The organism is Rhizobium sp. Root482 (assembly GCF_001426565.1).
GTDB lineage: Bacteria > Pseudomonadota > Alphaproteobacteria > Rhizobiales > Rhizobiaceae > Pararhizobium.
Genome location: NZ_LMFA01000021.1, coordinates 262,831 through 288,285 on the forward strand (window position 1 = coordinate 262,831; position 25,455 = coordinate 288,285).

The 25,455-nt window shown below is 60.9% G+C and carries 27 protein-coding genes; 7 read left to right on the forward strand and 20 right to left on the reverse strand.

Annotation, left to right across the window (positions count from 1 at the left end; all coding sequences use genetic code 11):
* From fabZ to ASD31_RS15415, 11 genes are all read right to left on the reverse strand, one after another.
* Complete coding sequence (fabZ, locus tag ASD31_RS15365) at nucleotides 1-468, reverse strand: 3-hydroxyacyl-ACP dehydratase FabZ (RefSeq protein ID WP_056335398.1); 468 nt, start codon at nucleotides 466-468, stop codon at nucleotides 1-3.
* Complete coding sequence (lpxD, locus tag ASD31_RS15370; RefSeq protein WP_056335402.1) at nucleotides 461-1,525, reverse strand: UDP-3-O-(3-hydroxymyristoyl)glucosamine N-acyltransferase; 1,065 nt, start codon at nucleotides 1,523-1,525, stop codon at nucleotides 461-463. Before lpxD ends, fabZ begins: the two co-directional genes overlap by 8 nt.
* A gap of 46 nt (nucleotides 1,526-1,571) precedes the next feature.
* On the reverse strand, nucleotides 1,572-3,902 hold the full coding sequence (bamA, locus tag ASD31_RS15375) for an outer membrane protein assembly factor BamA (RefSeq protein ID WP_056335404.1): 2,331 nt from the start codon (nucleotides 3,900-3,902) through the stop codon (nucleotides 1,572-1,574).
* A gap of 247 nt (nucleotides 3,903-4,149) precedes the next feature.
* Complete coding sequence (gene rseP / locus ASD31_RS15380; RefSeq protein ID WP_056335406.1) at nucleotides 4,150-5,283, reverse strand: RIP metalloprotease RseP; 1,134 nt, start codon at nucleotides 5,281-5,283, stop codon at nucleotides 4,150-4,152.
* Nucleotides 5,284-5,310: 27 nt separating this feature from the next.
* Entirely contained in the window at nucleotides 5,311-6,144 is an 834-nt protein-coding gene (locus ASD31_RS15385; protein ID WP_056335409.1) for a phosphatidate cytidylyltransferase, read from the reverse strand.
* Nucleotides 6,144-6,887: an isoprenyl transferase gene (locus ASD31_RS15390; RefSeq protein WP_056335412.1), complete on the reverse strand. Its 744-nt coding sequence runs from the start codon at nucleotides 6,885-6,887 to the stop codon at nucleotides 6,144-6,146. The genes ASD31_RS15385 and ASD31_RS15390 overlap by 1 nt, the downstream gene beginning before the upstream one ends.
* Nucleotides 6,888-6,920: 33 nt before the next feature.
* Nucleotides 6,921-7,481: a ribosome recycling factor gene (frr, locus tag ASD31_RS15395; protein ID WP_056335414.1), complete on the reverse strand. Its 561-nt coding sequence runs from the start codon at nucleotides 7,479-7,481 to the stop codon at nucleotides 6,921-6,923.
* A gap of 48 nt (nucleotides 7,482-7,529) precedes the next feature.
* Nucleotides 7,530-8,252: a UMP kinase gene (gene pyrH / locus ASD31_RS15400; RefSeq protein ID WP_056335417.1), complete on the reverse strand. Its 723-nt coding sequence runs from the start codon at nucleotides 8,250-8,252 to the stop codon at nucleotides 7,530-7,532.
* A gap of 181 nt (nucleotides 8,253-8,433) precedes the next feature.
* On the reverse strand, nucleotides 8,434-9,357 hold the full coding sequence (gene tsf, locus ASD31_RS15405) for a translation elongation factor Ts (RefSeq protein WP_056335418.1): 924 nt from the start codon (nucleotides 9,355-9,357) through the stop codon (nucleotides 8,434-8,436).
* Between the two features lie 253 nt (nucleotides 9,358-9,610).
* Nucleotides 9,611-10,381, reverse strand: coding sequence for a 30S ribosomal protein S2 (gene rpsB / locus ASD31_RS15410; protein WP_056335423.1), 771 nt, complete (start codon nucleotides 10,379-10,381; stop codon nucleotides 9,611-9,613).
* A 192-nt stretch (nucleotides 10,382-10,573) separates the two neighbouring features.
* Nucleotides 10,574-11,401: a cell envelope integrity EipB family protein gene (locus ASD31_RS15415; RefSeq protein WP_056335425.1), complete on the reverse strand. Its 828-nt coding sequence runs from the start codon at nucleotides 11,399-11,401 to the stop codon at nucleotides 10,574-10,576.
* 153 nt (nucleotides 11,402-11,554) lie between these two features.
* Here ASD31_RS15415 and ASD31_RS15420 point away from each other — a divergent pair, with 153 nt between their 5' ends.
* Genes ASD31_RS15420 through ASD31_RS15435 form a run of 4 tightly spaced genes read left to right on the forward strand, consistent with a single transcriptional unit; the run spans nucleotide 11,555 to nucleotide 14,422 of the window.
* Nucleotides 11,555-12,022 (forward strand): RidA family protein, encoded by a 468-nt coding sequence (locus tag ASD31_RS15420; protein ID WP_056335850.1) that lies wholly within the window; start codon nucleotides 11,555-11,557, stop codon nucleotides 12,020-12,022.
* A gap of 11 nt (nucleotides 12,023-12,033) precedes the next feature.
* Entirely contained in the window at nucleotides 12,034-12,759 is a 726-nt protein-coding gene (locus ASD31_RS15425; protein ID WP_056335428.1) for a glycerophosphodiester phosphodiesterase, read from the forward strand.
* A gap of 3 nt (nucleotides 12,760-12,762) precedes the next feature.
* Nucleotides 12,763-13,956, forward strand: a complete 1,194-nt coding sequence (locus tag ASD31_RS15430; RefSeq protein ID WP_056335430.1) for a GNAT family N-acetyltransferase — start codon at nucleotides 12,763-12,765, stop codon at nucleotides 13,954-13,956.
* Nucleotides 13,957-13,990: 34 nt separating this feature from the next.
* Nucleotides 13,991-14,422 carry an HIT family protein gene (locus ASD31_RS15435; RefSeq protein ID WP_056335432.1) on the forward strand — a complete coding sequence of 144 codons (432 nt, stop codon included), beginning with the start codon at nucleotides 13,991-13,993 and terminating at the stop codon, nucleotides 14,420-14,422.
* Nucleotides 14,423-14,434: 12 nt separating this feature from the next.
* Here the strand turns inward: ASD31_RS15435 and ASD31_RS15440 are convergent, their stop codons facing one another.
* The 8 genes from ASD31_RS15440 to ASD31_RS15475 form a co-directional block, all read right to left on the reverse strand.
* Nucleotides 14,435-14,779 (reverse strand): AzlD domain-containing protein, encoded by a 345-nt coding sequence (locus ASD31_RS15440; RefSeq protein WP_056335435.1) that lies wholly within the window; start codon nucleotides 14,777-14,779, stop codon nucleotides 14,435-14,437.
* On the reverse strand, nucleotides 14,776-15,513 hold the full coding sequence (locus ASD31_RS15445) for an AzlC family ABC transporter permease (protein WP_056335438.1): 738 nt from the start codon (nucleotides 15,511-15,513) through the stop codon (nucleotides 14,776-14,778). Before ASD31_RS15445 ends, ASD31_RS15440 begins: the two co-directional genes overlap by 4 nt.
* 79 nt (nucleotides 15,514-15,592) lie before the next feature.
* Nucleotides 15,593-18,112, reverse strand: coding sequence for an ATP-dependent Clp protease ATP-binding subunit ClpA (gene clpA, locus ASD31_RS15450; protein ID WP_056335441.1), 2,520 nt, complete (start codon nucleotides 18,110-18,112; stop codon nucleotides 15,593-15,595).
* A gap of 9 nt (nucleotides 18,113-18,121) precedes the next feature.
* A complete protein-coding gene (gene clpS / locus ASD31_RS15455) occupies nucleotides 18,122-18,475 on the reverse strand; it encodes an ATP-dependent Clp protease adapter ClpS (protein ID WP_056335444.1) in 354 nt (117 codons plus the stop codon).
* Between the two features lie 246 nt (nucleotides 18,476-18,721).
* The gene (locus tag ASD31_RS15460; RefSeq protein ID WP_056335447.1) at nucleotides 18,722-19,075 is read right to left on the reverse strand and encodes a phasin family protein; all 354 of its coding nucleotides are present in this window, start codon (nucleotides 19,073-19,075) and stop codon (nucleotides 18,722-18,724) included.
* Nucleotides 19,076-19,285: 210 nt separating this feature from the next.
* A complete protein-coding gene (locus ASD31_RS15465) occupies nucleotides 19,286-19,489 on the reverse strand; it encodes a DUF3126 family protein (RefSeq protein WP_056335449.1) in 204 nt (67 codons plus the stop codon).
* Nucleotides 19,490-19,580: 91 nt separating this feature from the next.
* Nucleotides 19,581-20,408: a serine O-acetyltransferase gene (gene cysE, locus ASD31_RS15470; protein ID WP_056335452.1), complete on the reverse strand. Its 828-nt coding sequence runs from the start codon at nucleotides 20,406-20,408 to the stop codon at nucleotides 19,581-19,583.
* 110 nt (nucleotides 20,409-20,518) lie between these two features.
* Nucleotides 20,519-21,304: an alpha/beta fold hydrolase gene (locus ASD31_RS15475; protein WP_056335455.1), complete on the reverse strand. Its 786-nt coding sequence runs from the start codon at nucleotides 21,302-21,304 to the stop codon at nucleotides 20,519-20,521.
* 175 nt (nucleotides 21,305-21,479) lie between these two features.
* Between ASD31_RS15475 and ASD31_RS15480 the strand changes: the two genes are divergently transcribed.
* Entirely contained in the window at nucleotides 21,480-21,725 is a 246-nt protein-coding gene (locus ASD31_RS15480) for a zinc-finger domain-containing protein (RefSeq protein ID WP_056335460.1), read from the forward strand.
* Between the two features lie 17 nt (nucleotides 21,726-21,742).
* Nucleotides 21,743-22,885 (forward strand): FAD-dependent monooxygenase, encoded by a 1,143-nt coding sequence (locus tag ASD31_RS15485; protein WP_056335463.1) that lies wholly within the window; start codon nucleotides 21,743-21,745, stop codon nucleotides 22,883-22,885.
* A 2-nt stretch (nucleotides 22,886-22,887) separates the two neighbouring features.
* Here ASD31_RS15485 and ASD31_RS15490 read toward each other — a convergent pair whose 3' ends face one another.
* A complete protein-coding gene (locus ASD31_RS15490; protein ID WP_056335466.1) occupies nucleotides 22,888-24,078 on the reverse strand; it encodes a cystathionine beta-lyase in 1,191 nt (396 codons plus the stop codon).
* A 341-nt stretch (nucleotides 24,079-24,419) separates the two neighbouring features.
* Here ASD31_RS15490 and ASD31_RS15495 point away from each other — a divergent pair, with 341 nt between their 5' ends.
* The gene (locus ASD31_RS15495; protein ID WP_056335469.1) at nucleotides 24,420-25,445 is read left to right on the forward strand and encodes an amino acid ABC transporter substrate-binding protein; all 1,026 of its coding nucleotides are present in this window, start codon (nucleotides 24,420-24,422) and stop codon (nucleotides 25,443-25,445) included.
* Nucleotides 25,446-25,455: the final 10 nt, after the last annotated feature.

A 25,455-nucleotide genomic window follows, 5' to 3' on the forward strand; every position in this document is an offset into this window, starting at 1 on the left:
TCAGGCATCTTCCTTGCTGATAATCATCGCGCCGATATCAGCTTCCGCGACGAGTTGCCCGTCAACTTTTGCATCACAGTGAAATTTCCAGATATTGCCGCGCTGCTTCTGCTTGACGACATGATATTCGACCCGGTCGCCGGGGACCACCGGCTTGCGGAAACGCGCATTGTCGATGGTCATGAAATAGACGAGGTTGCTGCCATTGCCGGTCTTGCGGGCGCAGATGGCGCCAGCGGTCTGCGCCATGCCCTCGATCAGGAGAACGCCCGGCATGATCGGCTGTTCAGGAAAATGCCCGGCGAAATGCGGCTCGTTGGCGGTCACGTTCTTGATGCCGATCGCCGAATTGTCGCCGTCGATCTCCACGATCCGATCGACCAGCAGGAACGGATAGCGATGGGGAAGCAGCTTGAGGATTTCCCGGATATCGGCTGTCCCGAGAACGGTGGTTGCTGCTTCACTCATCATTGCCTCCAGACTTTTTCTGCCTATTGTGCGCGCGCGCCGTCATTTCAGCGATATCGCGAAGGAAGTCACGCATGGGACGGGCCGGTATGCCGCCATAGCGCTCGCCTGCCGGAACATCGGCGGCGACGCCGCTCATAGCGGCGATCTGTACCCTGTCGCCGATCCTGATATGGCCGTTGACGGCGGTGGCGCCGCCGATCATGACACCATCGCCAATGACCGTACTGCCGGCGATGCCGACCTGGCTGACGATGCCGCAATGGCGCCCGATGCGCACATTGTGGCCGATCTGGACCTGGTTATCGATCTTGGTGCCTTCGCCGATGACGGTGTCGTCCATCGTGCCGCGATCGATCGTCGTATTGGCGCCGATCTCGACATTGTCCTGGATGATGACGCGGCCGATCTGGACGATCTTGATCATCCCCCCCTTCGGGCCCGGCGCATAGCCAAAGCCATCCTGGCCGATGCGCGCACCCGGGTGGATGATGACATTGTTGCCGATGAGCGAACAAAGGATGCTGGCGCCGGCAGCGATGGTGCAGTCCCGGCCGATGCGCACGCCAGCGCCGATCACAGCGCCCGCACCAATCCGCGTGCCCGAACCGATCTCGGCGCCCGCACCGATCACGGCCATGGGCTCCACCTCGACATCGAGCTCAAGCCGCGCCTGCGGGTCGATCACCGCGGCCGATGAAATGCCGGTCTGCGAGAGATTGCGCGACGGACGCATCGCCTCCTCATGCAGATACATGCCCGCAAGCGCAAACGCCGTGTGCGCGTGCGATGTCAGGAGAACGGGAATATGGGACGGAATAATGGAGGCAAGCGCCTTGTCGCAGAGGATTGCCGTCGCCTGGCAAGTCTCCAGCTCGCTGCGGCTCTTGCGCGACAGCATATAGCAGAGATCGCCCTCACCGGCCCGATAGACCGGAGAGACCGACCGGACGAGCCGGTCGGCCAGATTGTCATCTGCAAGCACCGCGCCGATGCGGGCCGCCAGATCACCGAGGCGGATACCCGCATGCGGTGGGTAGAACCAGTTATGTTCCATAGCCAACTCCAGAACAGTTTTGGCAGGCAGTTCTGGACTGCAGGGATCAGAAGGCCGACGAAATACCGAATTTCAGGTTCTGAACCCGGTCGAAATCTTCCTTGGCGATCGGGAAGGCGTAATCGATCCGCAGCGGACCGAAGGGCGAAGCCCAAAGGAGGCCGAGACCAACCGAGGCACGCAGCGAGCTTCCGGTGCCGCGAACGCCATCAGCCGCCGTGACACTCACCTCGTTGCCGTAAAGCGTTCCCGCATCTGCAAACACCGCTCCACGGAAGCCGGCGTCACGTGCCACGAAGGGCAAGGGGAATGTCGCTTCGGCCGAGGCTGTGAAATAGGTCGTGCCGCCGATCGAGTCGCCGTTTTCTGCGCGTGGACCGATACCGTTGCGCTCGAAACCGCGAATATCGTTGTTGCCCAACTGGAACTGGTCGAAGACTTCCATCTCGCCGCCCGTCTTGAATACATGACCGGCACTACCGCCGATCGAGGCGATGATATCGGCATCGTCGCTGAGCGTATAATACCACTTGGCCTTTGCCGTCAGCTTGTAGAAATCAGACGTTCCGCCGAGACCGGCATATTCCTGCGTCGCCGAGGCCAGGATACCTTCATGCGGCAACTGAGCATCATCGAGCGAATTGTAGGTCAGCGTCTGAGAAATCGACGAACGGGTCCACGGTGAATCGTCGATCACGCGATCGTAGGGGCTCGACAGATCGTCGGTATCACCGTGATAATCCATCTGCGTCAGGTTGTAGCGGAGCGTGGTCGATAGCCGCTCGGTGATCGGCGCGGTGAGACGCAGGCTGAAGCCACGGTCTTCATAGCTGTAATTGTCTTGGTCGAAATCGTTCTCGTTCTGGAAGACATCGAAGCCGGCGGCCAGGCGATATCCCAGGAAATAGGGTTCGGTGAAGGCAACATTATAGGTGCGGCTGTCCTCGCCACGCCCTGCGGCGAGCCGGATATACTGGCCGCGACCAAGGAAATTCTTCTCCTCGATCGAGGCTTCCACCAGGAAGCCGCCGCCACTGCCGGCCGAATAACCCGCACCGATACCGAACGAGCCGGTGGACTGGTCCTGTACGTCGACGACGATCACGACGCGGTCGGACGCACTGCCCGCCTGGGTGGAAATATTGACGGTCGAGAAATAACCCAGAGCCTCGAGGCGGCGCTTGGCCGTCGCGATCATTTCCTGGTTGAAGGCATCGCCTTCGCTCATGTCGAATTCGCGGCGAATGACGTAGTCGCGCGTGCGGGTATTTCCGCGGATTTCGATGCGCTCGATATAGGCACGCTCGCCCTGATCGACGAGATAATCGACGGCGATCGTGCGGTTGCCGAAATCACGGTTGCCGCGCGGCGTCACGCGGGCAAAGGGATAGCCCTGAGCCGCGACACGCTTGGAAATCGCCGAAATGCTTTCCTGGACATCCTTGGCCTTGTAGATCGAGCCTTCGGAGGTCTGCACCAGAGCCTTCAGTTCCTCGGCATCAACACCTTCGACGGTCGATTCGACGCCAACCGGTCCGAAGTCGTAGCGCTCGCCCTCCTCGACGGTGATCGTCACCGTATATTCGTTGGAGGTCTCGTCGAGGATCGCATCGGAGGAGACGACACGGAAATCGGCATAACCGCGATTGTAGTAGAACTGGCGCAGCAGTTCCTCGTCGGCACGCAGCTTGTCTGGATTGTAGACGTCCTTGCGGCTCAGGAACGAGAAGATACCCGATTCCTTGGTGGCGATCACGGACTGGAGCCGGCCGTCGCCATAGGCATTGTTACCCACGAAATTGATCTGGGTGATCTTGGTGCGATCGCCCTCATTGATGACGAAGGCCAGGTTGACACGCCCTTCGGCGATCGGAACCACCTGCGTCGTGACCGTGACATCTTCGCGACCGGCGGCCGAATAGGCGTCCTTGATGGCCTGGATATCGTATTCGACGGTGGCTTCGCTATACGGACCAAGCGAGCGCGTACGCACCACGGACTGCAGCTTGTCGTCCTTGATCTTGCGGTTGCCGTTGAAAACGACCTGATTGATCAGCTGGTTCTCGGCAACGGAGACGACGAGCGTTCCGCCGGACACGCTAATGCTGACATCGGAGAAATAGCCGGTGGAATAGAGGCGCTTTACGGAAGCGTCGATCTCTGCATTGCTGAAGCTCTTGCCGGGAACGATGGTGATGTTGGCGCGGACGGTTTCAGGGCTGACGCGCGTGGCACCACGAACTTCGACACGGCTGATGGTGGCAGCCTCTGCGACAGAGGCACTTGCAAGCGTTACAATGCCGCTCCCCGTTGCAACCATGCTGGCAGACAGCGCAACCGCCGACACCGCGTTCAAAAACTTTGAACCAGCTTTCATAAATCTTACCTTCTTCCCAATGCCCCGCAGCGAACTCGTACCGACTCCGGTCACGGCTGCCGTTTTAACCGCTTTTCACATACAAGCAAGCCAGCACGTTAATTTCTGTTTACTTCAATTGAAACCGTGTCCTAACAGTCACTACGGAATTGCTTTATCGTAAACAATTCCTTTCGATCAACCCTTTGAAATATCAACAGGGAGGATCGCCTCAACTTAGGCAGCGCCCACCGGGGCACACCTGAAACTAGCCCAGGAGCAGACTTATATCGTTCCAGGTGGCAAAGACCATCAGCATCAGGATCATCGCAAAACCGATGCGGAAGGCAATGTCCTGCGTGCCTGGTCCAACCGGTTTTCCGCGGACCGCTTCCACCGCATAAAACATCAGATGGCCACCATCAAGCACAGGAACCGGCATCAGGTTGAGAAGCCCGATGGAAACCGAAAGAACCGCGGCCAGTTGCAGAACGGCGGCAACGCCGATGGTCGCCATCTGGCCGGAGGCCTGAGCGACGCGGATAGGCCCGCCGAGCTGGTCCGCCTTCATTCGGCCTGTGACGAGATTGGCGAGATAATCGAATGTACCGGTGACGATATGCCAGCTCTCGATCGCACCCTGCCCCACCGCCTCCAAAGGACCGAAGGTTTTGACGCGGAAGTTCCCGGACTCCTGGTTGGTCAGGATGCCGATGATGCCGAGTTCCATCTTGTTGCCGAACTGGTCGGTGATCTCGGTGCGCTGGGGCACCATCGTCAGGTCGAGCAATTGTTCGTCGCGCTTGACCTGGATGGTGATCGGCATTTCCGGGCGAACGCTGACATAACGGCGCACATCGTCGAAGGTGGTGACCGCATTGCCGTCGATGGAGACCAGCAGGTCTCCCGGCTTGACGCCGGCGCTGGCGGCCGCGCTATTCTCCTTGACCTCGGACACGACCGGATCGGCCACCGGCTTGCCATAGATCGAAAACAGCACCGCGAAGATCGCGATCGCCAGGAGGAAATTGGCGATCGGGCCGGCAGCCACGGTCGCGGCGCGCTTCCACAATTTGGCGCCAAGGAAAGTCCGGTCGCGCTCGGCCTCCGAATAGCTCGCCAGCCGCTCATAGTCCGGCGTGCTCGCGGCATCTTCGTCGCCAAAGAATTTGACATAGCCGCCGAGCGGGATGGCGCAGATCTTCCAGCGCGTCCCCTGCCTGTCGGTATAGCCGACAAGTTCCGGCCCGAAGCCGACGGCAAAAGTGAGGATGCGGATGCCCGACCAGCGGCCGATCAGGTAGTGGCCCATCTCGTGCACGAAGACGAGCAGGGTAAGCACCAGTAGGAACGGCACGATATAGCCGAGAATCAGTTGAAGCATATCGGCCAGTTGAGCCATGTCGTCCTCGATCGGTATGCCGGGACCTCAAGGCCTCAGCAGGATTGCCCCCATGGGCAGTTCCGGCCCGCCAACGGACAGAACCTGCACCAAGGATATCAGAAGCGCGGCAAAGCAGGCAAAAACAAGTCCGTCAACCCGGTCCATGACGCCGCCATGCCCGGGAATGAGCTTGCTCGAATCCTTCACGCCGAAGCGGCGCTTGATATAGGATTCGAAGAGATCGCCGAGCTGGCTTGCAATGGAAAGCGCAAGCGCAAGCACGGCAATGCGTGCCTCGTCGAGCGAAAAATAGCTGAGATAGACCGCAACGCCGGCAACGACGCCGGAAATGGCGCCGCCGATGGCGCCCGACCAGGTTTTTCCCGGCGAAATGGCCGGCGCCAGTTTCGGCCCGCCGATCGCCCGGCCGGTAAAATAGGCAAGGATATCCGTTGCCCAGACGACGGCGAAGATGAAGATCATCGCTACCAGGCCGATATCGCTGTCGCCGCGGATCGCCGAAAGCGAAATGCCGGTCAGGCCTGCATAGACGATGCCGCCCGGCAGCCACCATGTGCCACCGCGCAGCAAGACCCATATACCCGCCGCGACGGCAAAGCCGGCAAGCGCCAGCAAGGTCATATCAGCGCCATCGAACAGGATCAGCGCGGCGATCACCACTTGCGCAAGCCAGCCGAAGGCATTGCCCTGAAAATCGCGCTCGGCAAGCCGAGTGATGGTCGACCATTCGTGGTAGACAAGCAGGGCAATCGCCACCGAGAGCAACTGGAACAATGTGCCGCCCATCCAGGTGGCGCCGAGCGTGACGGCTGCCAGGACGATTCCGGAGACGATACGGAGTTGCAATTCCTTCTGCATCACGAACCGACCGCCAGTGTCTGCGGCACGAGACCGCCGAAACGACGCTCCCGCCCGGCATAGGTTTTCAGCGCCGTCAGGAAGACGTCGCGGTTGAAATCGGGCCAGAGTTCGGGAACGAACAGCAATTCGGAATAGGCCGCCTGCCAGAGGAGAAAATTCGACAGCCGCTCCTCGCCGCTGGTGCGCAGCACGAGATCGGGATCGGGGATCCCGGCGGTATCGAGCCTGCCGGCGATGCGCTCCGGCGTAATCTGTTCGGCCGAAAGCCGCCCCTGCGCGACGTCGAGCGCCAGCGACTGCATGGCACGGGTCATCTCGTCGCGCGATCCGTAGTTGAAGGCAATGACGAGCGTGATGCCGGTATTGCCGCGCGTCGTGTCCTCGGCCTCGAGGAGCAGAGGCAGGATGTCGCCGCGAAGATTGGCCCTGTCGCCGATCACCCGGATGCGGACGTTCTGGTGGTGAAGGTCGGCGAGATCGCGCCGGATGAAGGCCTTGAGCAGACCCATCAGGTCGGAGACCTCAGCCTCCGGCCGGCGCCAGTTTTCCGAGGAAAAGGCAAAGAGTGTCAGGTAGCGAATCCCCACCTCGCCGGCAGTGCGAACCGCCTCGCGAACGGCCTCGACCCCCTTGCGATGGCCCATCGTGCGCGGAAGTCCGCGCAGATTCGCCCAGCGGCCGTTACCATCCATGATGATGGCCACGTGCGTGGGAACATTTCTAGGCAAGGGATTCGACATCAACGGCCCGACAAACAGAGATTCGCAAGCAGACTAGACCTGCATGATTTCCTTTTCCTTCTCGCCGAGCAAGCGGTCGATGTCGGAAATCATATCGTCGGTGATCTTCTGGACCTTTTCCGACTGGCCACGGCTTACATCCTGGCCGATGTCGCCATCCTTTTCGGCTTTTTTCAGGCTGTCCATGCCGTCGCGACGAACATTGCGCACGGCGATCTTTGCCTTTTCGGCATAGTCATGCGCCACCTTCACCAGAGACCGGCGGCGCTCTTCGTTCAATTCCGGCAGCGGAATGCGCAGGTTCTGACCATCGACGATCGGATTGAGGCCGAGATTGGACTCGCGGATCGCCCGGTCGACCGCATTCACCATCGACTTGTCCCAGATCGACACCCCGAGCATGCGCGCTTCCGGCACGGTGATATTGGCCACCTGGTTCAACGGCACGCGCGAACCATAGGCCTCGACCATCACCGGATCGAGAACATTGGCCGAGGCGCGCCCCGTGCGCAGCGATGCGATATCGCTTTTGAACGCAGTAATCGCGCCGTCCATGCGGCGCTTCAGGTCATTCAGGTCAATACCTTCACTCATGGATCAAACTCCCGTTCTCGCGGCGGCCCTGCGGCCGCCCTGGACTGCTCAATTGTCGGTTACGATCGTCGCCCGGCCACCGCCGGTCAGAATTTCCGCGAAACCGCCCTTCTCGTGGATCGAGAAGACGATAATCGGGATACTGTTTTCGCGTGCCAGCGCCACGGCGGCGACATCCATTACCGCCAGGCCCTGCTTGAGAACCTCGCTGTGGGTCAGCCGGTCGAAACGCACGGCATTCGGATCCTTCTTCGGATCGGCGGTATAGATGCCATCGACTTGCGTTCCCTTGAAGATCGCCTCGGCGCCCATTTCCGCGGCCCGAAGTGCCGCCGCCGAGTCCGTGGTGAAGAACGGATTGCCGGTGCCGCCGGCAAAGATCACCACGCGGCCGAGCGAGAGGTGGTAGAGCGTCGCGCGCTGCGAAAAGCTCTCGCAGATCTCCGGCATGGCGATGGCCGAAAGAACGACCGTATCGACGTCCAGCTTGCGCAGCGAGGTCGCCAGCGCCAACGCGTTGATGATGGTCGCCAGCATGCCCATGTGATCGCCGGTCACCCGGTCGCCCCCCTTGGAGGCCACCGCCACGCCGCGGAAGATGTTACCACCGCCGACGACGACCCCGACCTCCACGCCCATGGCGCGCGCTTCGGCAATGTCGGAAGCAATCCGGTCGGCGACGGCAACGTCGATGCCAAAACCCTGGTTTCCCATGAGAGCTTCGCCGGAGGCCTTCAAAAGCACGCGTTTATAAAGGGGGGTGGCCGGCATCGTCGCTCCTGTCCAAGGGCACCCGGCAGGGTGCGAAAACTATCCGTCACCTCTGCGCGGCCGACATCGTTCCGGTGATCCGGAAAGGAGCCTGCGTCAAATGCGGTGACGATGCCGGATACACGAAGGGCACCGCGTTGTCACGCGATGCCCCATGGTTTTCCAAATCAGGATGAAAAAATCAACCCTTGGCGACAGCGGCCACTTCGGCTGCGAAGTCGCTCTCTTCCTTCTCGACGCCTTCGCCGAGCAGGAGGCGGGCCATGCCGGTCACCTCGATCGGCGCGCCGACGGTCTTTTCAGCTTCCTTGACGGCCGCTTCGACAGTGAGGTCCGGGTTCATCACGAAAGCCTGCGACAGAAGCGCGACTTCCTCGAAGAACTTGCGCATGCGGCCTTCGACCATCTTCTCGATGATGTTGTCCGGCTTGCCGGAGGCGCGGGACTGTTCGATGAAGATGTTGCGTTCGCGCTCGGCGACGGTGGCATCGACTTCGGTCGAACGGATTGCCAGCGGGTTGGTCGCGGCAATGTGCATGGCGACCTGGCGGCCGATGGCGTTCAGGGCTTCCTTGTCGCCGGTCGACTTCAGCGCGACGAGAACGCCGAGCTTGCCGAGGCCGTCGGCAACGGAGTTGTGGATGTAGGTGGCGACCACGCCGTCCTCGACGGAGAGAAGGGCTGCGCGACGAAGCGACATGTTCTCGCCGATGGTGGCGATCGCATCGGTGACCGTGTCGGAGACCGACTTGCCGGTGGCCGGATAGTTAGCTGCGCCGATTGCTTCCACGGTGCCATCGGTATCGACGGCGACGGCAGCGACGCCGCGCACGAGATCCTGGAAGGCGTCGTTGCGGGCGACGAAGTCGGTTTCCGAGTTAAGCTCGATGACGACAGCTTTGGTGCCCTTGGCTGCGATCCCGATCAGACCTTCGGCGGCGGCACGGCCGGACTTCTTGTCGGCCTTGGCAATGCCCTTGGCGCGCAGCCAGTCGATCGCCGCTTCCATGTCGCCATTGGTTTCGCCGAGTGCCTTCTTGCAATCCATCATGCCTGCGCCGGTCTTTTCGCGCAGTTCCTTCACCATTGCTGCAGTAACGCTCATCTTTTTTGCCTCTTCGTTTGTTCGGCTGGTGCGCTGCCAGAAAGCCGGCGCGATACCAGGAGGATGTGGCAGGGCATGACCCCTGAATGTGACGCCGCGATGAAATGTTCCATCCCGGCGATGCGCATCGTAACGACCGCCGCTTGGGGTCGGCCGGATGCAAAAGAACAAGGCCGTTCACATTTTCAGTCGTAAACGGCCTCGTCCTGATTATATCGAGTGGAGCGGCGGGCAGGCCCGCCGTCCGGCCTTATCAGGCTTCGGCAGCGACTTCTTCGAGAGCCGGCTCAAGCGGCAGGTCGGAAGCGGCGCCGAGATCGCGGCCCGACGAGCTCTGCTGACGGGCGATGCCGTCGAGCGCTGCGCGCGAAACCAGGTCGCAATAGAGCGAGATGGCGCGGGACGCATCGTCGTTGCCGGGGATCGGGAAGTCGATCTGGTCCGGATCGCAGTTCGAATCGATGATCGCCACGACCGGGATGCCGAGACGCTTGGCTTCTTCGATCGCAATCGATTCCTTGTTGGTATCGATGATGAACATCAGGTCCGGCACGCCGCCCATGTCACGGATACCGCCAAGAGCGCGGTTGAGCTTTTCGCGTTCGCGCTCGAGGTTCAGGCGTTCCTTCTTGGAATAGCCGGAGCCTTCCGAAGCGAGGATTTCGTCGAGCTTGCGCAGGCGCTGGATCGAGTTCGAAATCGTCTTCCAGTTGGTCATCATGCCGCCGAGCCAGCGGGCATTGACGTAATACTGAGCCGAACGCTTGGCAGCATCGGCGATGATTTCGGACGCCTGGCGCTTGGTGCCGACGAACAGAACGCGGCCGCCCTTGGCAACCGTGTCGCTGACGACCTGAAGGGCGCGCGACAGAAGCGGAACGGTCTGTGCGAGATCGATGATGTGAACGTTGGAACGATCGCCGAAGATATACGGCTTCATTTTCGGGTTCCAGCGATGGGTCTGGTGACCGAAGTGAACACCAGCTTCCAGAAGCTGGCGCATGCTAAAATCAGGCAATGCCATGCCTTTTCTCCTTTTCCGGTTGAACCTCCGCAAGGCAAACAGCACTTTCTTCGAAAGTGCCACCGGGTGGAACTGTCCGGATTTCTCCCGGATGGCCCCAAACCTTACGTGTGGAATGTGCTGCCCATACCCCCTGCCGCCCGATAAATCAAGGGCAGGAAGGCGAAATACCGGGAGGTGGCAGAAAGAGCGTTACTTGCAGTCGCCCTGCTGGAACATTTCGAGGTCGGCCAGCTTGCCGCTCAGGACGAAATCGCCGTAATCCATCGTCAGGTCGCGGGTGATACCGTTTTCATAGAGCTTGAACTCCATGCGGTAGATCGGCACGGCGTCGCCTGTCGCCTCGTCGTTGAAATAGGAGATCGTCACTGGCCAGTAGGGTTTTGCCGCCATGGTGCCGGCCTTGCCGGCATCGGCATCGTCGGCAGCCGGCTTCTGCAACTTGGCGACCAGGGTCGTGGTGATCAGCGTCTTGTCGCCCGAATCGGAGCCGTCGAAGATACGCGATTCGAACAGCCTTTCGCCCTTCTTCGCCCGCTCGATCACTTCGAGCATATGCTCGGTCGGAAACAGGCTCTGGGCGAGATCGATCTGTTTCTTGTCCGGCGAGGTCAGGTCGACGGTGACGCCGGCCTTCGCTTCATGGGCCGAGCCGCGCACTTCCTTGTCCAGCTTCTCGTCGGTGAATGACCGCGTCAGGAAACGGAAATTGCCGGTCTTCAGGTCTTCGTATGTGGTCGTCTGCTGATCGGTCAGCTTGATCTCGTCGCCGGTATCGACCTTGGTGACGAAGCGGAAACTGACGGTATAACCCTCGCAGGCCGAGCCGTTGAATTCATAGACCATGCGCCCGTACATTCCGGAAATTCCCGACCGCTCTGAGGCATCCCTCAATTCGAGGTCGTAGACCGCGCGGTGCGGCACCAGGATGCTGGCCGATGCAGCGGAAACGCCGCCGGCAGGCAGGCTCGAAAAACACAGCCCCGCCAGAATGGCATGGGCAAAGCCTGAACGAAACATCCGTTTCCTCCTGTTGGACTCGCCACCAATGCTATAAGAACACATCCGGCGAAAGCGAGGCATAGATGAGCGCGGAGCGGCATATGACCACTTCATGATTCATGCTTTGCATGCAGCATTTGGTGAGAAAACACAATAATGACCGGAGATATCATGTCCGCAGAGATCGAAGCACGCATCAAGGAAATGGGAATCACCCTGCCGCAGGCAGCCGCTCCCGCAGCCAATTATGTCCCCTTCGTCATCAGCGGGGTGCATCTTTATGTGTCCGGGCAATTGCCGATGGAGAACGGCAAGATCGCCATCACCGGCCATCTCGGCGATGGCGTCGATGTGGCCACGGGCCAGCGCGCCGCGGAACTCTGCGCCATCAACATTCTCGCCCAGGCAAAGGCGGCGCTCGGCGGCGATCTCTCGCGCATCCGCCGCATCGTCAAGCTCAACGGCTTCATCGCCTCGGCGCCGAGCTTCATCGAACAGCATCTCGTCATGAACGGCGCTTCCAACCTGATCGCCAAGGTTCTGGGCGACGCTGGCATCCATGCCCGGGCCGCCGTCGGAATGGCCTCCCTGCCCTTCAATGCCGCCGTCGAAGTCGACGCGGTGATCGAAATCGCATAACGGAATTGATCATGAAAGACCTGTCCTGGCTGACGGCGCAGCCGATCGCCCATCGCGGCTACCATGACGTCAACCGTGGCATCTGGGAAAACACCCTCTCGGCCTTTTCCCGGGCGGTCGAGCACGGTTTCGCCATTGAATGCGACCTGCAATATACCGCCGACAGCGTGCCGGTGGTCTTTCATGATGACGACATGCAGCGGCTCTGCGGCATCAAGGGCGATATCCGCGCCAATACGGCCGGCGAACTCGGCCTTGTCGCCGTCGGCGGCACCGCCGACAAGGTGCCGACGCTCGGCCAGCTTCTCAGGCTGGTCAAGGGCCGCGTGCCGCTGGTCCTGGAATTGAAGGGCCGCAAGGGCGATGACGATGGCTTTGCCGATGCTGTGGTGGAGACGCTGGAAAACTACGATGGCCCCGTTGCCCTGATGAGCTTCGACCACTGGCTCCTCAAGGATTTGAAGGACCTCGACCCGCCCTGCCCGATCGGCCTGACGGCGGAGGGCAACCGGCCCGAGAATTTCGAGGTGCACGAGCAGGCGATGCAGCTTGGCCTCGATTTCATCTCCTATTTCTACGGCCATCTGCCAAATCCGTTCATCGACCGGCAGAGGGCGCTCGGCCGGCCGGTGATCACCTGGACCGTCCGCGACCAGGCCGCGGTCGATCACACGTTCAGCCATGCAGATCAGATGACCTTCGAGGGTTTTGATCCGAAGGAAAGGCTTATCGCTTAGAGAATGACAGGCGAGGTCAAAATCCGTATCGAAACGTCCTTCCGGGATATTTCGAAGGAACACTGGGGCCGCTTGGGCGGGACTGCCAAGGGCCAGCCCGGCGGGCTCTACAATCCCTTCATCTCGCATGCCTATCTGTCCGCGCTGGAGGAGTCCGGTTCGGCAACCGCCGAGACGGGCTGGCTCGGCCAGCATCTCCTGATGGAGGACGGTGACGGCGGTCTTGCCGGCGGGCTTATCTCCTACCTGAAGAACCACAGCCAGGGTGAATATGTCTTCGACCACGGCTGGGCCGACGCGCTCGAGCGGGCCGGTGGGAACTATTACCCGAAACTGCAGTCTTCGGTGCCGTTCACCCCGGCGACCGGGCCAAGATTGCTGAGTGCCATCGGGGCCGATCAAACCATGGTCCGCCATTCGCTCGCCGCCGGTCTCCAGGAACTGGCGCGGCGTCATGGCGTATCATCGGCGCATGTGACCTTCCTGCCGGAAGACGAAATTGCGACCTTCGAACAGGCCGGCTTCCTGCACCGGACCGACCAGCAGTTTCATTTTCTCAACCGCAGCTATGGCTCGCATGACGATTTCCTCGAGACTTTGGCCTCGCGCAAGCGCAAGGCGCTGAAGAAGGAGCGCCGGGCGGCCCTCGAAAACGGCATCACCATAGACTGGCTGACGGGCAAGGACCTGACGGAAGACATCTGGGACCAGTTCTTCGCCTTCTACATGGATACCGGCAGCCGCAAATGGGGCCGGCCCTACCTCACCCGCGCCTTCTATTCGCTGATCGGCGAGCGCATGGCCGACGATATCCTGCTGGTCATGGCCAGGCGAAATGGGCGCTATATCGCCGGCGCGATCAATTTCATCGGTAGCGACGCGCTCTACGGCCGCCACTGGGGCGCGATCGAGGATCACCCCTTCCTGCATTTCGAGGTCTGCTACCATCAGGCCGTGGATTTCGCGATCGCCAAGGGGTTGGACCGCGTGGAAGCCGGCGCCCAGGGCGAACACAAGCTGGCGCGTGGATATCTGCCGGTCACGACACACTCGGCCCATTACATCGCCCATCCCGGCCTGAAACGGGCCGTGGCCGATTATCTCGAGCGTGAGCGGCTGGAAGTTGAGCAGATCGGCGATATTCTCGCCGAGCACAGTCCTTTCCGCAAAGGCGAGCGCCAGGAGAGCGACGAATGAGCCCCAAGAGCTATTTTCCGGAGGACAGAGCGAGATGAACACCGCGATCTATGACAGCAACAATATTTTCGGCAAGATCCTGCGCGGCGAAATTCCCGCCCACAAGGTCCATGAGGACGACGACACGCTCGCCTTCATGGATGTGATGCCGCAGGCGCAAGGCCATGTCCTGGTCATTCCGAAAGCCGCTTCCCGCAATCTTCTCGATGCCGACCCGGCTGTTCTTGGCCACCTGATCGGCGTCGTCCAGAAAATCGCGGTTGCGGCGAAGGCGGCTTTCGAGGCGGATGGGGTGACGGTGATGCAGTTCAACGAAGCGCCCGCCGGCCAGTCGGTGTTCCATCTTCACTTCCATGTTCTCCCCCGGCACGAGGGCATCGCGCTCAAACCCCATTCGGGCAAGATGGAAGACGGTGAAATCCTTGCGGCAAATGCTGAAAAGCTGAGGCGTGCGCTCGCCGGCTGACAGGCTCGTCGATCAGAAACCGAGCGCGTAAAGCCCCGCCGCCAGAACGGCGACCGCCGTCGCGATGCCGATGACGGGTTTCTGGCGGCCGAGAAAGAAGGCCAATCCTCCGACGACGACAGCGCCGATGCGCAGCCAGAGCGGCGATTGTTCAAGAACGCCTGTTGGAAAGAGGACCAGCCGCGCGATGACGCCGGCCACCAGCGCCGTCGCCACCGCCCTCACCCAGTTCAATAGCTCGGAGCCTTCCTTCAACCTATTTCCGGCCAATACGCCGAGCCAGCGCCAGAGATCGGTCGCCAGCCATCCGGCAATGACGATGAAGAGATAGGGCCACCAGGCCTCGAACGCGGTCATGCGTGCCGTCCCTTGCGCTGCCGCCAGTTGCGCTCGGCAAGCCAGGCAAGCGTGCCGCCGCCAAGACCGGCCGCCAGTATGTCGAATTCCGGCGCGAACCAGTAGACCACCGGCCCCGTGACGAGGCCGGCGGCCAGCGCGGCATAGACCACCGGATGGCGGGCCGAGTTCCAGATCGAGGTGAGAAAATAAACCGGAGTCAGGAAGAACAGGCAGCCGGCGACAAGCGGCGGAAACTCGGCGACGAAATGGTACATCACGCCCACAAGCACCATATTGGTCGCGACGAGCGTGATGCCGAAGCCTGCAAAAAACGCGATCCGCCGCTCGCGCGGCACCGTCTGCAGCCGGTCCATGGCAAAGACCCAGGCGGTGATCGCCACGAAATGCGAGAGCGCTAGCAGCAGCCAGGTCGGGGTTTTAGCTGTGCGGATTTCCGGCACCAGTGCCGCCACCATCGGCATCAGGCGGATCGACGACAGCGTGACGGCAATGAAGGCGGTTGCCAGGTTGGCATTGCTGACGATGGAACTGACGAGAATGACCTTGGCCGGCAGCGCCCAGACGATGCCAGTCATGAACACGACCTCGGCCACGGGTATTCCGGCCTGGACAGTATAGGCACAGAAGCCGACGAAGGACAGCATCAGGATGGCGGCGGGCAGGCTGAAAATGCCCCTCATGCCGGCCAGGAACCAGGCTCGCGTCGAACCGATCGTCTGGCCGTCGTTCATCACATCATCCGCTGGTTCATGTCACAAAAAAACAGTGCCGGGCCATTCCGCCCGGCACTGCGTATTTCTTTGACAGCGCCTATTTCTTGCGCGGCACCTTGGGAACCGTCCGCCCCTTGCGGGGCTCCGGTGCCGCGGCACCGGCCGGCTCGTCGCTTGCAGCCGATTTGGACGGCTTTTTCGCCTTGGCCTGGCTTTCGCGCTCGGCGCCAACGGTTTCCATCTCTTTCGCCTTGGCCTTGGCCTTCGGCGGCTTCCTCACCGGTGTGACGACCTCCGCCTTCGGCTTGATCGGCACCGTCTCGGCCACATAATCGAGCTGCAGGCCCTTCGCGCCGTCCGGCTTGTCGCCCACCGTCACCTTGACCACGCCGCCCTTCTTCAGCTTGCCGAAGAGGATTTCATCGGCCAGCGGCTTCTTGATGTTCTCCTGGATGACGCGCGCCAGTGGCCGCGCGCCCATCTTTTCGTCATAGCCCTTTTCGGCAAGCCAGGCGATCGCGTCCTGATGCAGGTCGAAGGTGACATTGCGTTCGGCAAGCTGCGTTTCAAGCTGCATGACGAATTTCTGCACGACCTGATGGATGACCGGCGTCGGCAGCGAGCCGAACGGGATCACCGCATCGAGGCGGTTGCGGAATTCCGGCGTGAACAGCCGGTTCAGCGCCTCGATATCCTCGCCTTCGCGCTTGGCCGAGCCGAAGCCTATGGCGGCCTTGGCCATGTCGGAGGCACCGGCATTGGTGGTCATGATCAGAATGACATTGCGGAAATCGACCTTCTTGCCGTTGTGATCGGTCAGCGAGCCGTGATCCATGACCTGCAGCAGGATGTTGAACAGATCGGGATGCGCCTTCTCGATCTCGTCCAGCAACAGCACGGAATGTGGGTGCTGGTCGATCCCATCCGTCAACAGCCCGCCCTGGTCGAAGCCGACATAGCCGGGAGGTGCTCCGAGCAGGCGCGAGACCGTATGGCGCTCCATATATTCCGACATATCGAAGCGCAGGAGTTCCACGCCGAGCGAGGCGGCGAGTTGCTTGGCAACCTCGGTCTTGCCGACGCCGGTCGGGCCGGAGAAGACATAGGAACCGATCGGCTTGTTCGGCTCGCGCAGGCCAGCCCGCGCCAGCTTGATCGCCGAAGCAAGCGCCTCGATCGCCAGATCCTGGCCATAGACGACCGAGCGCAACTCCTTTTCCAGGTTGGCGAGAACGGCCTCGTCGTCCTTGGACACGGTTTTCGGCGGGATGCGGGCCATCGTCGCGATCGTTGCTTCGATTTCCTTCTCGGTGATCAGCTTGCGGCGCTTGTTGGCCGGCAGCAGCATCTGAGCGGCACCGGTCTCGTCGATCACGTCGATCGCCTTGTCAGGCAGCTTGCGGTCATTGATGTAACGTGCCGAAAGCTCGACCGCCGACTTGATGGCGTCGTTCGAGTATTTCAGCTTGTGATAGTCTTCGAAATAGGGCTTCAGCCCCTTCATGATGGCGATGGCATCATTGATCGTCGGCTCGTTGACGTCGATCTTCTGGAAGCGACGGACGAGCGCCCGGTCCTTTTCGAAGAACTGGCGGTATTCCTTGTAGGTGGTCGAGCCGATGCAGCGGATCGCACCGGAAGACAAGGCCGGCTTCAGGAGATTGGACGCGTCCATGGCGCCGCCGGAGGTCGCACCGGCGCCGATCACCGTATGGATCTCGTCGATAAACAGCACGGCGCCCGGATATTCCTCGAGTTCCTTGACGACCTGCTTCAGGCGCTCCTCGAAATCGCCGCGATAGCGGGTGCCGGCCAGCAGCGTGCCCATGTCGAGCGAGAAGATCGTCGCGTCCTGCAGTGCCTCGGGCACCTTCTTCTCGACGATGCGCTTGGCGAGCCCCTCGGCGATCGCCGTCTTGCCGACGCCGGGATCACCCACATAGAGCGGATTGTTCTTAGAGCGGCGGCAAAGAATCTGGATGGTGCGATTGACCTCGGCGTGGCGGCCGATCAGCGGATCGATCTTGCCGACCTTGGCCTTCTCGTTCAGGTTCACGCAATAGGCGGTAAGCGCATCCTGCGGCTTCTTCGGGCTGCTCTCGTCCTGTTCGCGCGAGGCCTTCTGGTCGGAATCCGGCTCGTCGGCGCCACGTGGCGGCCGCGCTTCGGAAACGCCGGGGCGCTTGCCGATGCCGTGCGAAATGAAATTAACCGCATCGTAGCGGGTCATCTCCTGCTCCTGCAGGAAATAGGCGGCATGGCTCTCGCGCTCGGCGAAGATCGCCACAAGCACATTCGCCCCCGTCACCTCTTCGCGGCCGGACGACTGGACATGGATCACCGCGCGCTGGATGACGCGCTGGAAGCCCGCCGTCGGCTTGGAATCCTCGTCATAGCCGGTCACCAGATTGCCGAGTTCGTTGTCGACATAATCCGATACCGTCTTGCGCAGGCTATCGAGATTGACGTTGCAGGCACCCATGACCGCAGCCGCATCGGCATCGTCGATCAACGCCAGCAACAGATGCTCGAGCGTCGCATATTCGTGATGCCGTTCATTGGCCAGCGTCAGAGCCTGGTGCAGTGCCTTTTCAAGGCTCGTCGAAAATGTTGGCACGTCAGTTCCTCATTTCTTTTCCATGACGCATTGCAGCGGATGCTGGTGCTGGCGCGCAAAATCCATCACCTGCGTCACTTTGGTTTCGGCAACTTCGTAGGTGAAAACGCCGCATTCACCCACGCCGTGATTGTGAACGTGCAGCATGATCAAGGTTGCCGCCTCGCGATCCTTCTGGAAAAACCGCTCCAGCACATGGATCACGAATTCCATCGGCGTATAATCGTCATTCAGAAGCAATACGCGGTACAGGCTCGGCTTCTTCGTCTTCGGTTTCGTACGGGTAATGACGGAGGTGCCGCGATTGGCACTGCCCCCATCCCCGTCGCTGTCGTCTTGCATCCGGATCGGCATGGCGATCATTCTACTTCATTCCCTTGTCCAGCCGCAAATCCCCGGAAGATCTCGCGGCCCGTTCGTAACATAATCTAGTGGTTCTTTTTCGGATTTTAAGGCTGTTCGCCGGCACTGCAATCACATTTGCATCATAAGCCGGGGGATTGACAGACTTTCCCGGCCTGTTCGCTCCTCATCCTGCCGGCGCGCAACGAAAAAACCGGCCGCGCAGGGCACGGCCGGTTTTTAAGGAAGGATTCCAGTCGGGGGCCGTTAGGCCGCAACGGCGGCCTTGGCGGATGCCGGCGTCTTCGCAGCCGGCGCTTCATAGGGCTTGTAGCTGTTCTTGGCGAGGTCGGCATACATTTCGCCGATCTTCGTGGCTTCGGCGACATAGCCTTCATAGGCCGACTTGACGAAGCCGGTCTGCAGCTCGACCGCCGCCTCGACGCTCCTGACGCTGCTGATCTTCTCGATATGGGCAACGCTGTCCTCGAAGGACTTCTTCGAATAATCGGCGGCTTCCGTGGCGATCGCCTGGAAAGCAGTCGCCAGCGATGCGTAGCTCTTCAGCATCGTATCCATCGTTTCCTTGCTCTTCCGGTTCGCATCTTCGAAATTGAACATTCGATTGCTCCTTTGTGACAGCGGTAGGATCCATGCTTATGTGCAATGCACAATAAAGTCAATATTAGCGTGCATTGCAATAATCACCGCTGTCGTGACAGGCTGATGAAACGGCGGCCGAAATCCGCGTATTCTCGACCGAGACCAATAAAAAACCCGGCCTTCCAATGAAGCCGGGCTCGGTTTTTCGAACGCGAATGCGCCGTGATCCTAGAGATCGATGTCCAGGATGGCCATCGAGAAACTATAGGACAGTTCGCCGTCTTCCTCGTCGCGGAAAACGACGCCCAGGAACTCGTCGCCCAGATAGACCTCGGCAGATTCATCCTTTTTCGGGCGGGCCTTGATGACCATCGACTGGTTGAAGGTGCGCTTGAAATAGGCTTCGAGCTTTTTGATTTCTTCGGGTTTCAAGTCACTTCTCCATGGCGGTTTTGATTTGCGCCGCTTCTCGCACGGGGCCGCGACAGGTGTAAACCCCTGCCTTCCGACAAAACCCGGTGGATCAGATTTCGAAGGAAACGAGCGTCTGGTCCATCGATCGCGACGGTTCCGAACAGCCGGCTTCGCCGACCACGCGGGCGGGAACCCCGGCGACCGTGGTCTTCGGTGGAACCTCCTTGAGCACCACCGAGCCCGCCGCAATCCGCGAGCAATGGCCGATATGGATGTTACCGAGGATTTTTGCGCCGGCGCCGATCAAGACGCCATTGCCGATCTTCGGATGGCGGTCGCTGCCTTCCTTGCCGGTGCCTCCAAGCGTGACGCCGTGCAGGATGGAGACATTGTCGCCAATCACGGCGGTCTCGCCGACCACCAGCCCGGTGGCATGATCGAGGAATATGCCCTTGCCGATCCGCGCCGCCGGATTGATATCCGTCTGGAAAACCGACGACGAGCGGCTTTGCAGGTAAAGGGCAAAGTCCCGGCGCCCCCGCTCGATCAGCCAGTGCGCCAAGCGGTGCGTCTGGATGGCGTGAAAGCCCTTGAAATAGAGGATCGCTTCGAGGAACCGCGTGCAGGCGGGATCGCGATCGTAGACCGCCTGGATATCGACGCGAAGGATGGCGCCCCATTCCGGCCAGTCGTCGAGCATCTCGGCAAAGGTCTGGCGCAGCAGGTTGGCCTGCAGGTCGGGATGGTCGAGCCGTTCGCAGATCCGGTAGATGACGCTGTCTTCGAGCGAACGCTGGTTGATGATCGTCGAATAGAGAAAGGCCGCGAGCAGAGGATCCGCCTGGGCGGCGGCGCGCGCCTCGTCTCGCAGACTGCCCCAGATCGGATCCATGATCTGCACGGTTTCGATCGGGCGTAAATCAGTCTTTGCGACCATCGCCGCTCTCCTTCGTGGTCCGTCTGGCCATCAGATATAGGCCAATTCGCGCTGGATATAAATGGTTCGCTTGAAATTGCCGTCATGCGGCCGATCTCGGGGACGGAGGGTCAGGCTTGCCCGACCTTTGCCAAAAACTCAAGCGCGGCCTTCTTGAAGACCCGGTCGCCGACCGCAAGCATATGGTCGCGGCCGGGAATATCGAGCGCCGTGGCATGGGGCATGAGGGCCGCCAGCTCCTGCGCCGAGCCGGCAATATCGTCCTTGGTGCCGACAGCGATGAGCGTCGGCACGGCGATCCGGCCGACCTCATCGGCGGAGAGCAGGTCCCTGGACGTCGAAATACAGGCGGCCAGCGCCTTGCGGTCGCTGCGGGTCTGCTCGGCGAAGGCACGGAACATCCGGCCTCTTTCATGGGTGACCATATCGAGCGACGGAGCGGTCAGTGCCTCGGCGATCGGGTCCCAGTCGCCAACCCCCGTCACCATGCCGATGCCCAGGCCGCCGAGGATCAGCGACCGGACGCGCTGCGGATGGCCAAGCGCAAGGAAGGCCGAGACGCGCGCGCCCATGGAATAGCCCATGACGTGGGTGCGCGCGATCCCGAGATGATCAAGCAGGGCCGCCGCATCGCCGGCCATTGCCGGCGGATGGTAGACGGCGGGATCATGCGGCTTGTCACTCGCGCCGTGGCCGCGATTGTCGAGGGCGATCACCCGGTAGCCAGCCTCCCCCAATGTCTTTACCCAGCCAGGGGCAACCCAGTTGACCCTGGCACTGGAAGCAAAGCCGTGAATCAGCAGAATCGGATCGCCGGCGCGATCACCCTCGTCGAAATAGGCGATCGACAGGCCCTCATGGGAAAAGCTCGAAAAAGGCGGCGGGTTCAGATCCATTGGAAGCGTCCTGGTTTTTTCAGGCGAACCTACGACGCCCATCTGCCCGCGAAAACCCCGGTCAGCCAAAAAACCGGCGTCCGCGGCATCTTTGCTGCTACACTTTTGACGGAAAGCTTTCTATGGTGCCGCCGAAATTCGACGATCCTTCCAGACGATGCAATTGGAGCACGACATGGCCGCGCACGGTATTCCCCATTTCCAGAATGACGGCGGCCACGCCGTGATCGAGATCGGCGTGAAGGAATTCATGTGCACCGGCGCCTCCGTACCTTTCGATCATCCGCATATCTATATCGACATGGGCGACGACAACGAAAAGGTCTGCTCCTACTGCTCGACGCTCTACCGGTTCAATGAAAAGCTGCATGCCGACCAGACCTTGCCGGAAGGCTGCACCTTCAACGTCAGGGCGGCCTGACGGCTGGCTCTGCTGACATGACGCAATCGCGGTCCGTCGCCATTGCCGGGGCCGGCATCGCCGGTCTCACCGCCGCCCTGTCCTTCGCCCGCAAGGGTTTTGCCACCGATATTTTCGAGCGGGCGCCGGCCTTGAGCGAGGTGGGTGCCGGATTGCAACTGTCTCCCAATGCGACGCGCATTCTTGACCGGCTCGGGCTGCTTTCGCAGTTGGAGCGGGCGTGGAGCGAGCCGACCAGCATCGATCTCGTCTCCGGCACCTCGCTGCGCGCCCTCGCCTCGGTTCCTTCAGGCCCATTCGCGCGGCACCGCTGGGCGGCACCCTACGGCGTGCTCCATCGGGCGGATCTGCAACGCGTCCTGCTCGATGCCGTGAAGGCCGAACCGCTGTGCCGGCTGCACCTCGGCGCGCCGATCGAGACATCCGGCGACCTTCCTTCTGCGGACAGGCCGCGGCTGACGATCGGCGCCGATGGCGTCTGGTCGGCCATGAGAAACCGCGTACAAGGATCTGGAAATGCGCGGTTTTCCGGAAACATCGCCTGGCGGCTGACGCTGCGGGAAGCCGACGCGCCGACGATTTTCGACGTATCGAAGGTAACCGCCTATCTCGGCCCCGGCTGTCATCTCGTGGTCTATCCCTTGCGGAAATCCGGCCGGTTCAACCTGGTCGCCATTACTGCGGGACACGATACTGCCGAACCGGCCGATACGTCGCTTGCGGATGTCCGCGCAAAACTGCTTGCCGCTTTTGAAGGCTGGCATCCGCGCCTCCTCGACTGCCTCAAGGGAGCGGTCGAGCCGACGATCTGGCCGCTCAATGAAGTCAGCGACGGTGCCTGGCACCAGGGCGAAAGCATCGTCCTGATCGGCGACGCGGCCCATGCGATGATGCCGTTTGCGGCCCAGGGCGCCGCCATGGCGATCGAGGACGGGTTCGAACTTGCCGCCTTCGTTGCCGACGGCCAGCCGCTTGCCGCCTTCGCGGCCCACCGCAAACGCCGAATCGCGAGAGTACGGGCACGCGGCGATTTCAACCGATTTGCCTATCACGCTCGTGGCCCCATCCGGCTTGGCCGCGATCTCGTCCTGTCGATGCGGCGGCCGGAAAGCCTGGCCGCCGATTTCGACTGGCTCTACGGCTATCAGCCGCGCGACTGACCTCAGACGGCTGCCGCCGCCGCAAGGCCGGCCTCGATATCCCGGCGAATGTCCGCCACATCCTCGAGGCCGATCTGAAGGCGAATGACCGGGCCCTCGGTCGGCGCCTTGCAGATCCTGCGATCCGACAGGCCGACGTGCACGGCAAGGCTCTCATAGCCGCCCCAGGAATAACCGAGCCCGAACAGGGACAGGGCATCGAGGAAGGCATGCGCCTTCGGCTTGAAGCGGTCGGGGCTTTCGGCTTTCAGGACAATCGAGAATATGCCGCTTGATCCGGTGAAATCGCGCTTCCAGAGAGCGTGTCCCGGAAAACTCGGCAAGGCAGGATGCAGAACCCGGGCCACATCCTCCCGCTGCTCCAGCCATCTCGCGATGGTCAAGGTGCTTTCCTGATGCCGGTCGAGGCGAACGCCCATGGTTCGCAGTCCGCGCAGGATCTGGTAGCTGTCATCAGGCGAACCGCAGACGCCGAGCGTGATATTGGTTTCCTGCAACTGCTCCCAATGGGCAGCGTTGGCCGAAACGGTGCCCATGAGGATATCGGAATGACCGGAAGGATATTTCGTCGCCGCATGGATGGAAATATCGACGCCATGATCAAGCGGCTTGAAATAGAGCGGCGTCGCCCAGGTATTGTCCATGGTCACCACGCATCCGTGACGATGGGCCACGGCGGAAATCGCCGAAATATCCTGCATCTCGAATGTATTGGATCCGGGCGCCTCGGTATGGACGAGCCGGGTGTTCGGCTTGATCAGGCTTTCGATGCCGGCGCCGATCATCGGATCGTAGTAATCGACGCTCACACCCAGCCGCTTCAGCATCGTGTCGCAGAAATGCCGCGTGGGAAAATAGACCGAATCGACGATTAGCGCGTGATCCCCGGCAGACAGGAAGCCGAGAAAGGGCACGGTGACGGCAGCAAGCCCCGAGGGCACGAGAATGGTGCCGGCCGAGCCCTCCAGCGCGTTGATTGCTTCGCACAACGCATCGGTGGTCGGCGTGCCGCGCGTGCCATAGGTGTATTTCTGCTCCCGGGTCTCCATGGTCTTTGCGTTTGGAAACAGCACCGTGGAGGCATGTACGACGGGCGGATTCACGAATCCGTAATAGTCCGAAGGCGTGTGGCCGATATGGCTCAAACGCGTGTTCATGCCCGCCTTCGCGAGGAAATTCAGTTTATCATTCATGGGAAAATCCGTCCGGGAAACATCACCAGGCTGTTGTCGGCCGACGATCGGAAACCGTCAAGAGGGTTGTTTCCAAGCGGGCGCAAAACATAAAAGATCGCGTTTGGCGTCTTTTTGATCAGAAAACCACGCATGACGGCGAAAAAACGAGCAAAAAATGGCCGCCATCGATGAATTATGTCGTCCAATCCACAAAATCGGCGCAACGTCTTGACCCTGCGCTGTTTTGGGCATGAGATAGACGGCACTCGCGCCAGGAGGGTGGCGGGGGCCGCGCCTGGCGCCCTGATCGGGCGGCATGTTCGGGACGAGAACAAAGATAACAGAAAAAGGTTCTAAAAATGGCAAAAACGATTCTGACAGCGCTGATCGGCGCTGCCGTCATGGGGATTGGCGCACAGGCAGCATCCGCGGCTACGCTCGACGATGTCAAGGCAAAGGGCTTCCTGCAGTGCGGAGTCAATACAGGCCTGACCGGCTTTGCTGCGCCCGATGCTTCGGGCAACTGGAGCGGTTTCGACGTTGACTACTGCAAGGCCATTGCCGCAGCGATCTTCGGCGACGCGACCAAGGTGAAATATACGCCGACCTCTGCCAAGGACCGTTTTCCGGCGCTGCAGTCGGGCGAAGTGGACGTGCTCGCACGTAACACGACCTGGACCATCAACCGCGACACGGCACTCGGCTTCAATTTCCGCCCCGTCAATTATTACGACGGCCAGGGCTTCATGGTCCGCAAGAGCCTGAACGTGAAATCCGCACTCGAACTGTCCGGCGCCGCCGTTTGCGTCCAGACCGGCACGACGACGGAACTGAACCTGGCCGACTATTTCAAGGCCAACAATCTTCAGTACAATCCGGTCGTCTTTGAAAAGCTCGAAGAGGTTAACGCCGCCTATGACGCCGGCCGTTGCGACGTCTACACGACCGACCAGTCCGGCCTCTATTCGCTGCGCCTGACGCTGGCCGCACCGGACGATCACATGATCCTGCCGGAAATCATTTCCAAGGAGCCGCTTGGACCGGCCGTCCGCCAGGGCGACGACCAGTGGTTCGACATTGTCAGCTGGGTCCACTATGCGCTGGTCGGTGCTGAAGATTTCGGCATCACGACGGCCAATGTGGAAGAAATGAAGAAGTCCGCCAACCCGGACATCCAGCGCTTCCTCGGCGTCGAGGCCGATACCAAGATTGGCACCGATCTCGGCCTGGACAATGACTGGGCCGTCAAGGTCATCAAGGCCGTCGGCAATTACGGCGAAATCTTCGACCGCAATATCGGCGCCAGCAGCCCGCTGAAGATCGAACGCGGCCTCAATGCGCTGTGGAGCAAGGGCGGCATTCAGTACGCTCCTCCGGTCCGCTAAGACCGCTTGA

Excerpts from the sequence above, each read along its gene's own strand:
- clpS (WP_056335444.1), bottom strand. The coding sequence starts at position 18,475 with ATGATCGCCATGCCGATCCGGATGCAAGACGACAGCGACGGGGATGGG.
- ASD31_RS15440 (WP_056335435.1), bottom strand. The coding sequence starts at position 14,779 with ATGACCGCGTTCGAGGCCTGGTGGCCCTATCTCTTCATCGTCATTGCC.
- rseP (WP_056335406.1), bottom strand. The coding sequence starts at position 5,283 with ATGGCTCAACTGGCCGATATGCTTCAACTGATTCTCGGCTATATCGTG.
- ASD31_RS15420 (WP_056335850.1), top strand. The coding sequence starts at position 11,555 with ATGTCCGCAGAGATCGAAGCACGCATCAAGGAAATGGGAATCACCCTG.
- fabZ (WP_056335398.1), bottom strand. The coding sequence starts at position 468 with ATGAGTGAAGCAGCAACCACCGTTCTCGGGACAGCCGATATCCGGGAA.
- ASD31_RS15425 (WP_056335428.1), top strand. The coding sequence starts at position 12,034 with ATGAAAGACCTGTCCTGGCTGACGGCGCAGCCGATCGCCCATCGCGGC.
- ASD31_RS15430 (WP_056335430.1), top strand. The coding sequence starts at position 12,763 with ATGACAGGCGAGGTCAAAATCCGTATCGAAACGTCCTTCCGGGATATT.
- frr (WP_056335414.1), bottom strand. The coding sequence starts at position 7,481 with ATGAGTGAAGGTATTGACCTGAATGACCTGAAGCGCCGCATGGACGGC.
- tsf (WP_056335418.1), bottom strand. The coding sequence starts at position 9,357 with ATGAGCGTTACTGCAGCAATGGTGAAGGAACTGCGCGAAAAGACCGGC.
- pyrH (WP_056335417.1), bottom strand. The coding sequence starts at position 8,252 with ATGCCGGCCACCCCCCTTTATAAACGCGTGCTTTTGAAGGCCTCCGGC.
- rpsB (WP_056335423.1), bottom strand. The coding sequence starts at position 10,381 with ATGGCATTGCCTGATTTTAGCATGCGCCAGCTTCTGGAAGCTGGTGTT.
- ASD31_RS15460 (WP_056335447.1), bottom strand. The coding sequence starts at position 19,075 with ATGTTCAATTTCGAAGATGCGAACCGGAAGAGCAAGGAAACGATGGAT.
- ASD31_RS15415 (WP_056335425.1), bottom strand. The coding sequence starts at position 11,401 with ATGTTTCGTTCAGGCTTTGCCCATGCCATTCTGGCGGGGCTGTGTTTT.
- bamA (WP_056335404.1), bottom strand. The coding sequence starts at position 3,902 with ATGAAAGCTGGTTCAAAGTTTTTGAACGCGGTGTCGGCGGTTGCGCTG.
- ASD31_RS15480 (WP_056335460.1), top strand. The coding sequence starts at position 21,480 with ATGGCCGCGCACGGTATTCCCCATTTCCAGAATGACGGCGGCCACGCC.
- ASD31_RS15390 (WP_056335412.1), bottom strand. The coding sequence starts at position 6,887 with ATGTCGAATCCCTTGCCTAGAAATGTTCCCACGCACGTGGCCATCATC.
- cysE (WP_056335452.1), bottom strand. The coding sequence starts at position 20,408 with ATGGTCGCAAAGACTGATTTACGCCCGATCGAAACCGTGCAGATCATG.
- ASD31_RS15385 (WP_056335409.1), bottom strand. The coding sequence starts at position 6,144 with ATGCAGAAGGAATTGCAACTCCGTATCGTCTCCGGAATCGTCCTGGCA.
- ASD31_RS15490 (WP_056335466.1), bottom strand. The coding sequence starts at position 24,078 with ATGAATGATAAACTGAATTTCCTCGCGAAGGCGGGCATGAACACGCGT.
- ASD31_RS15495 (WP_056335469.1), top strand. The coding sequence starts at position 24,420 with ATGGCAAAAACGATTCTGACAGCGCTGATCGGCGCTGCCGTCATGGGG.
- ASD31_RS15445 (WP_056335438.1), bottom strand. The coding sequence starts at position 15,513 with ATGAACGACGGCCAGACGATCGGTTCGACGCGAGCCTGGTTCCTGGCC.
- lpxD (WP_056335402.1), bottom strand. The coding sequence starts at position 1,525 with ATGGAACATAACTGGTTCTACCCACCGCATGCGGGTATCCGCCTCGGT.
- ASD31_RS15485 (WP_056335463.1), top strand. The coding sequence starts at position 21,743 with ATGACGCAATCGCGGTCCGTCGCCATTGCCGGGGCCGGCATCGCCGGT.
- ASD31_RS15435 (WP_056335432.1), top strand. The coding sequence starts at position 13,991 with ATGAACACCGCGATCTATGACAGCAACAATATTTTCGGCAAGATCCTG.
- ASD31_RS15475 (WP_056335455.1), bottom strand. The coding sequence starts at position 21,304 with ATGGATCTGAACCCGCCGCCTTTTTCGAGCTTTTCCCATGAGGGCCTG.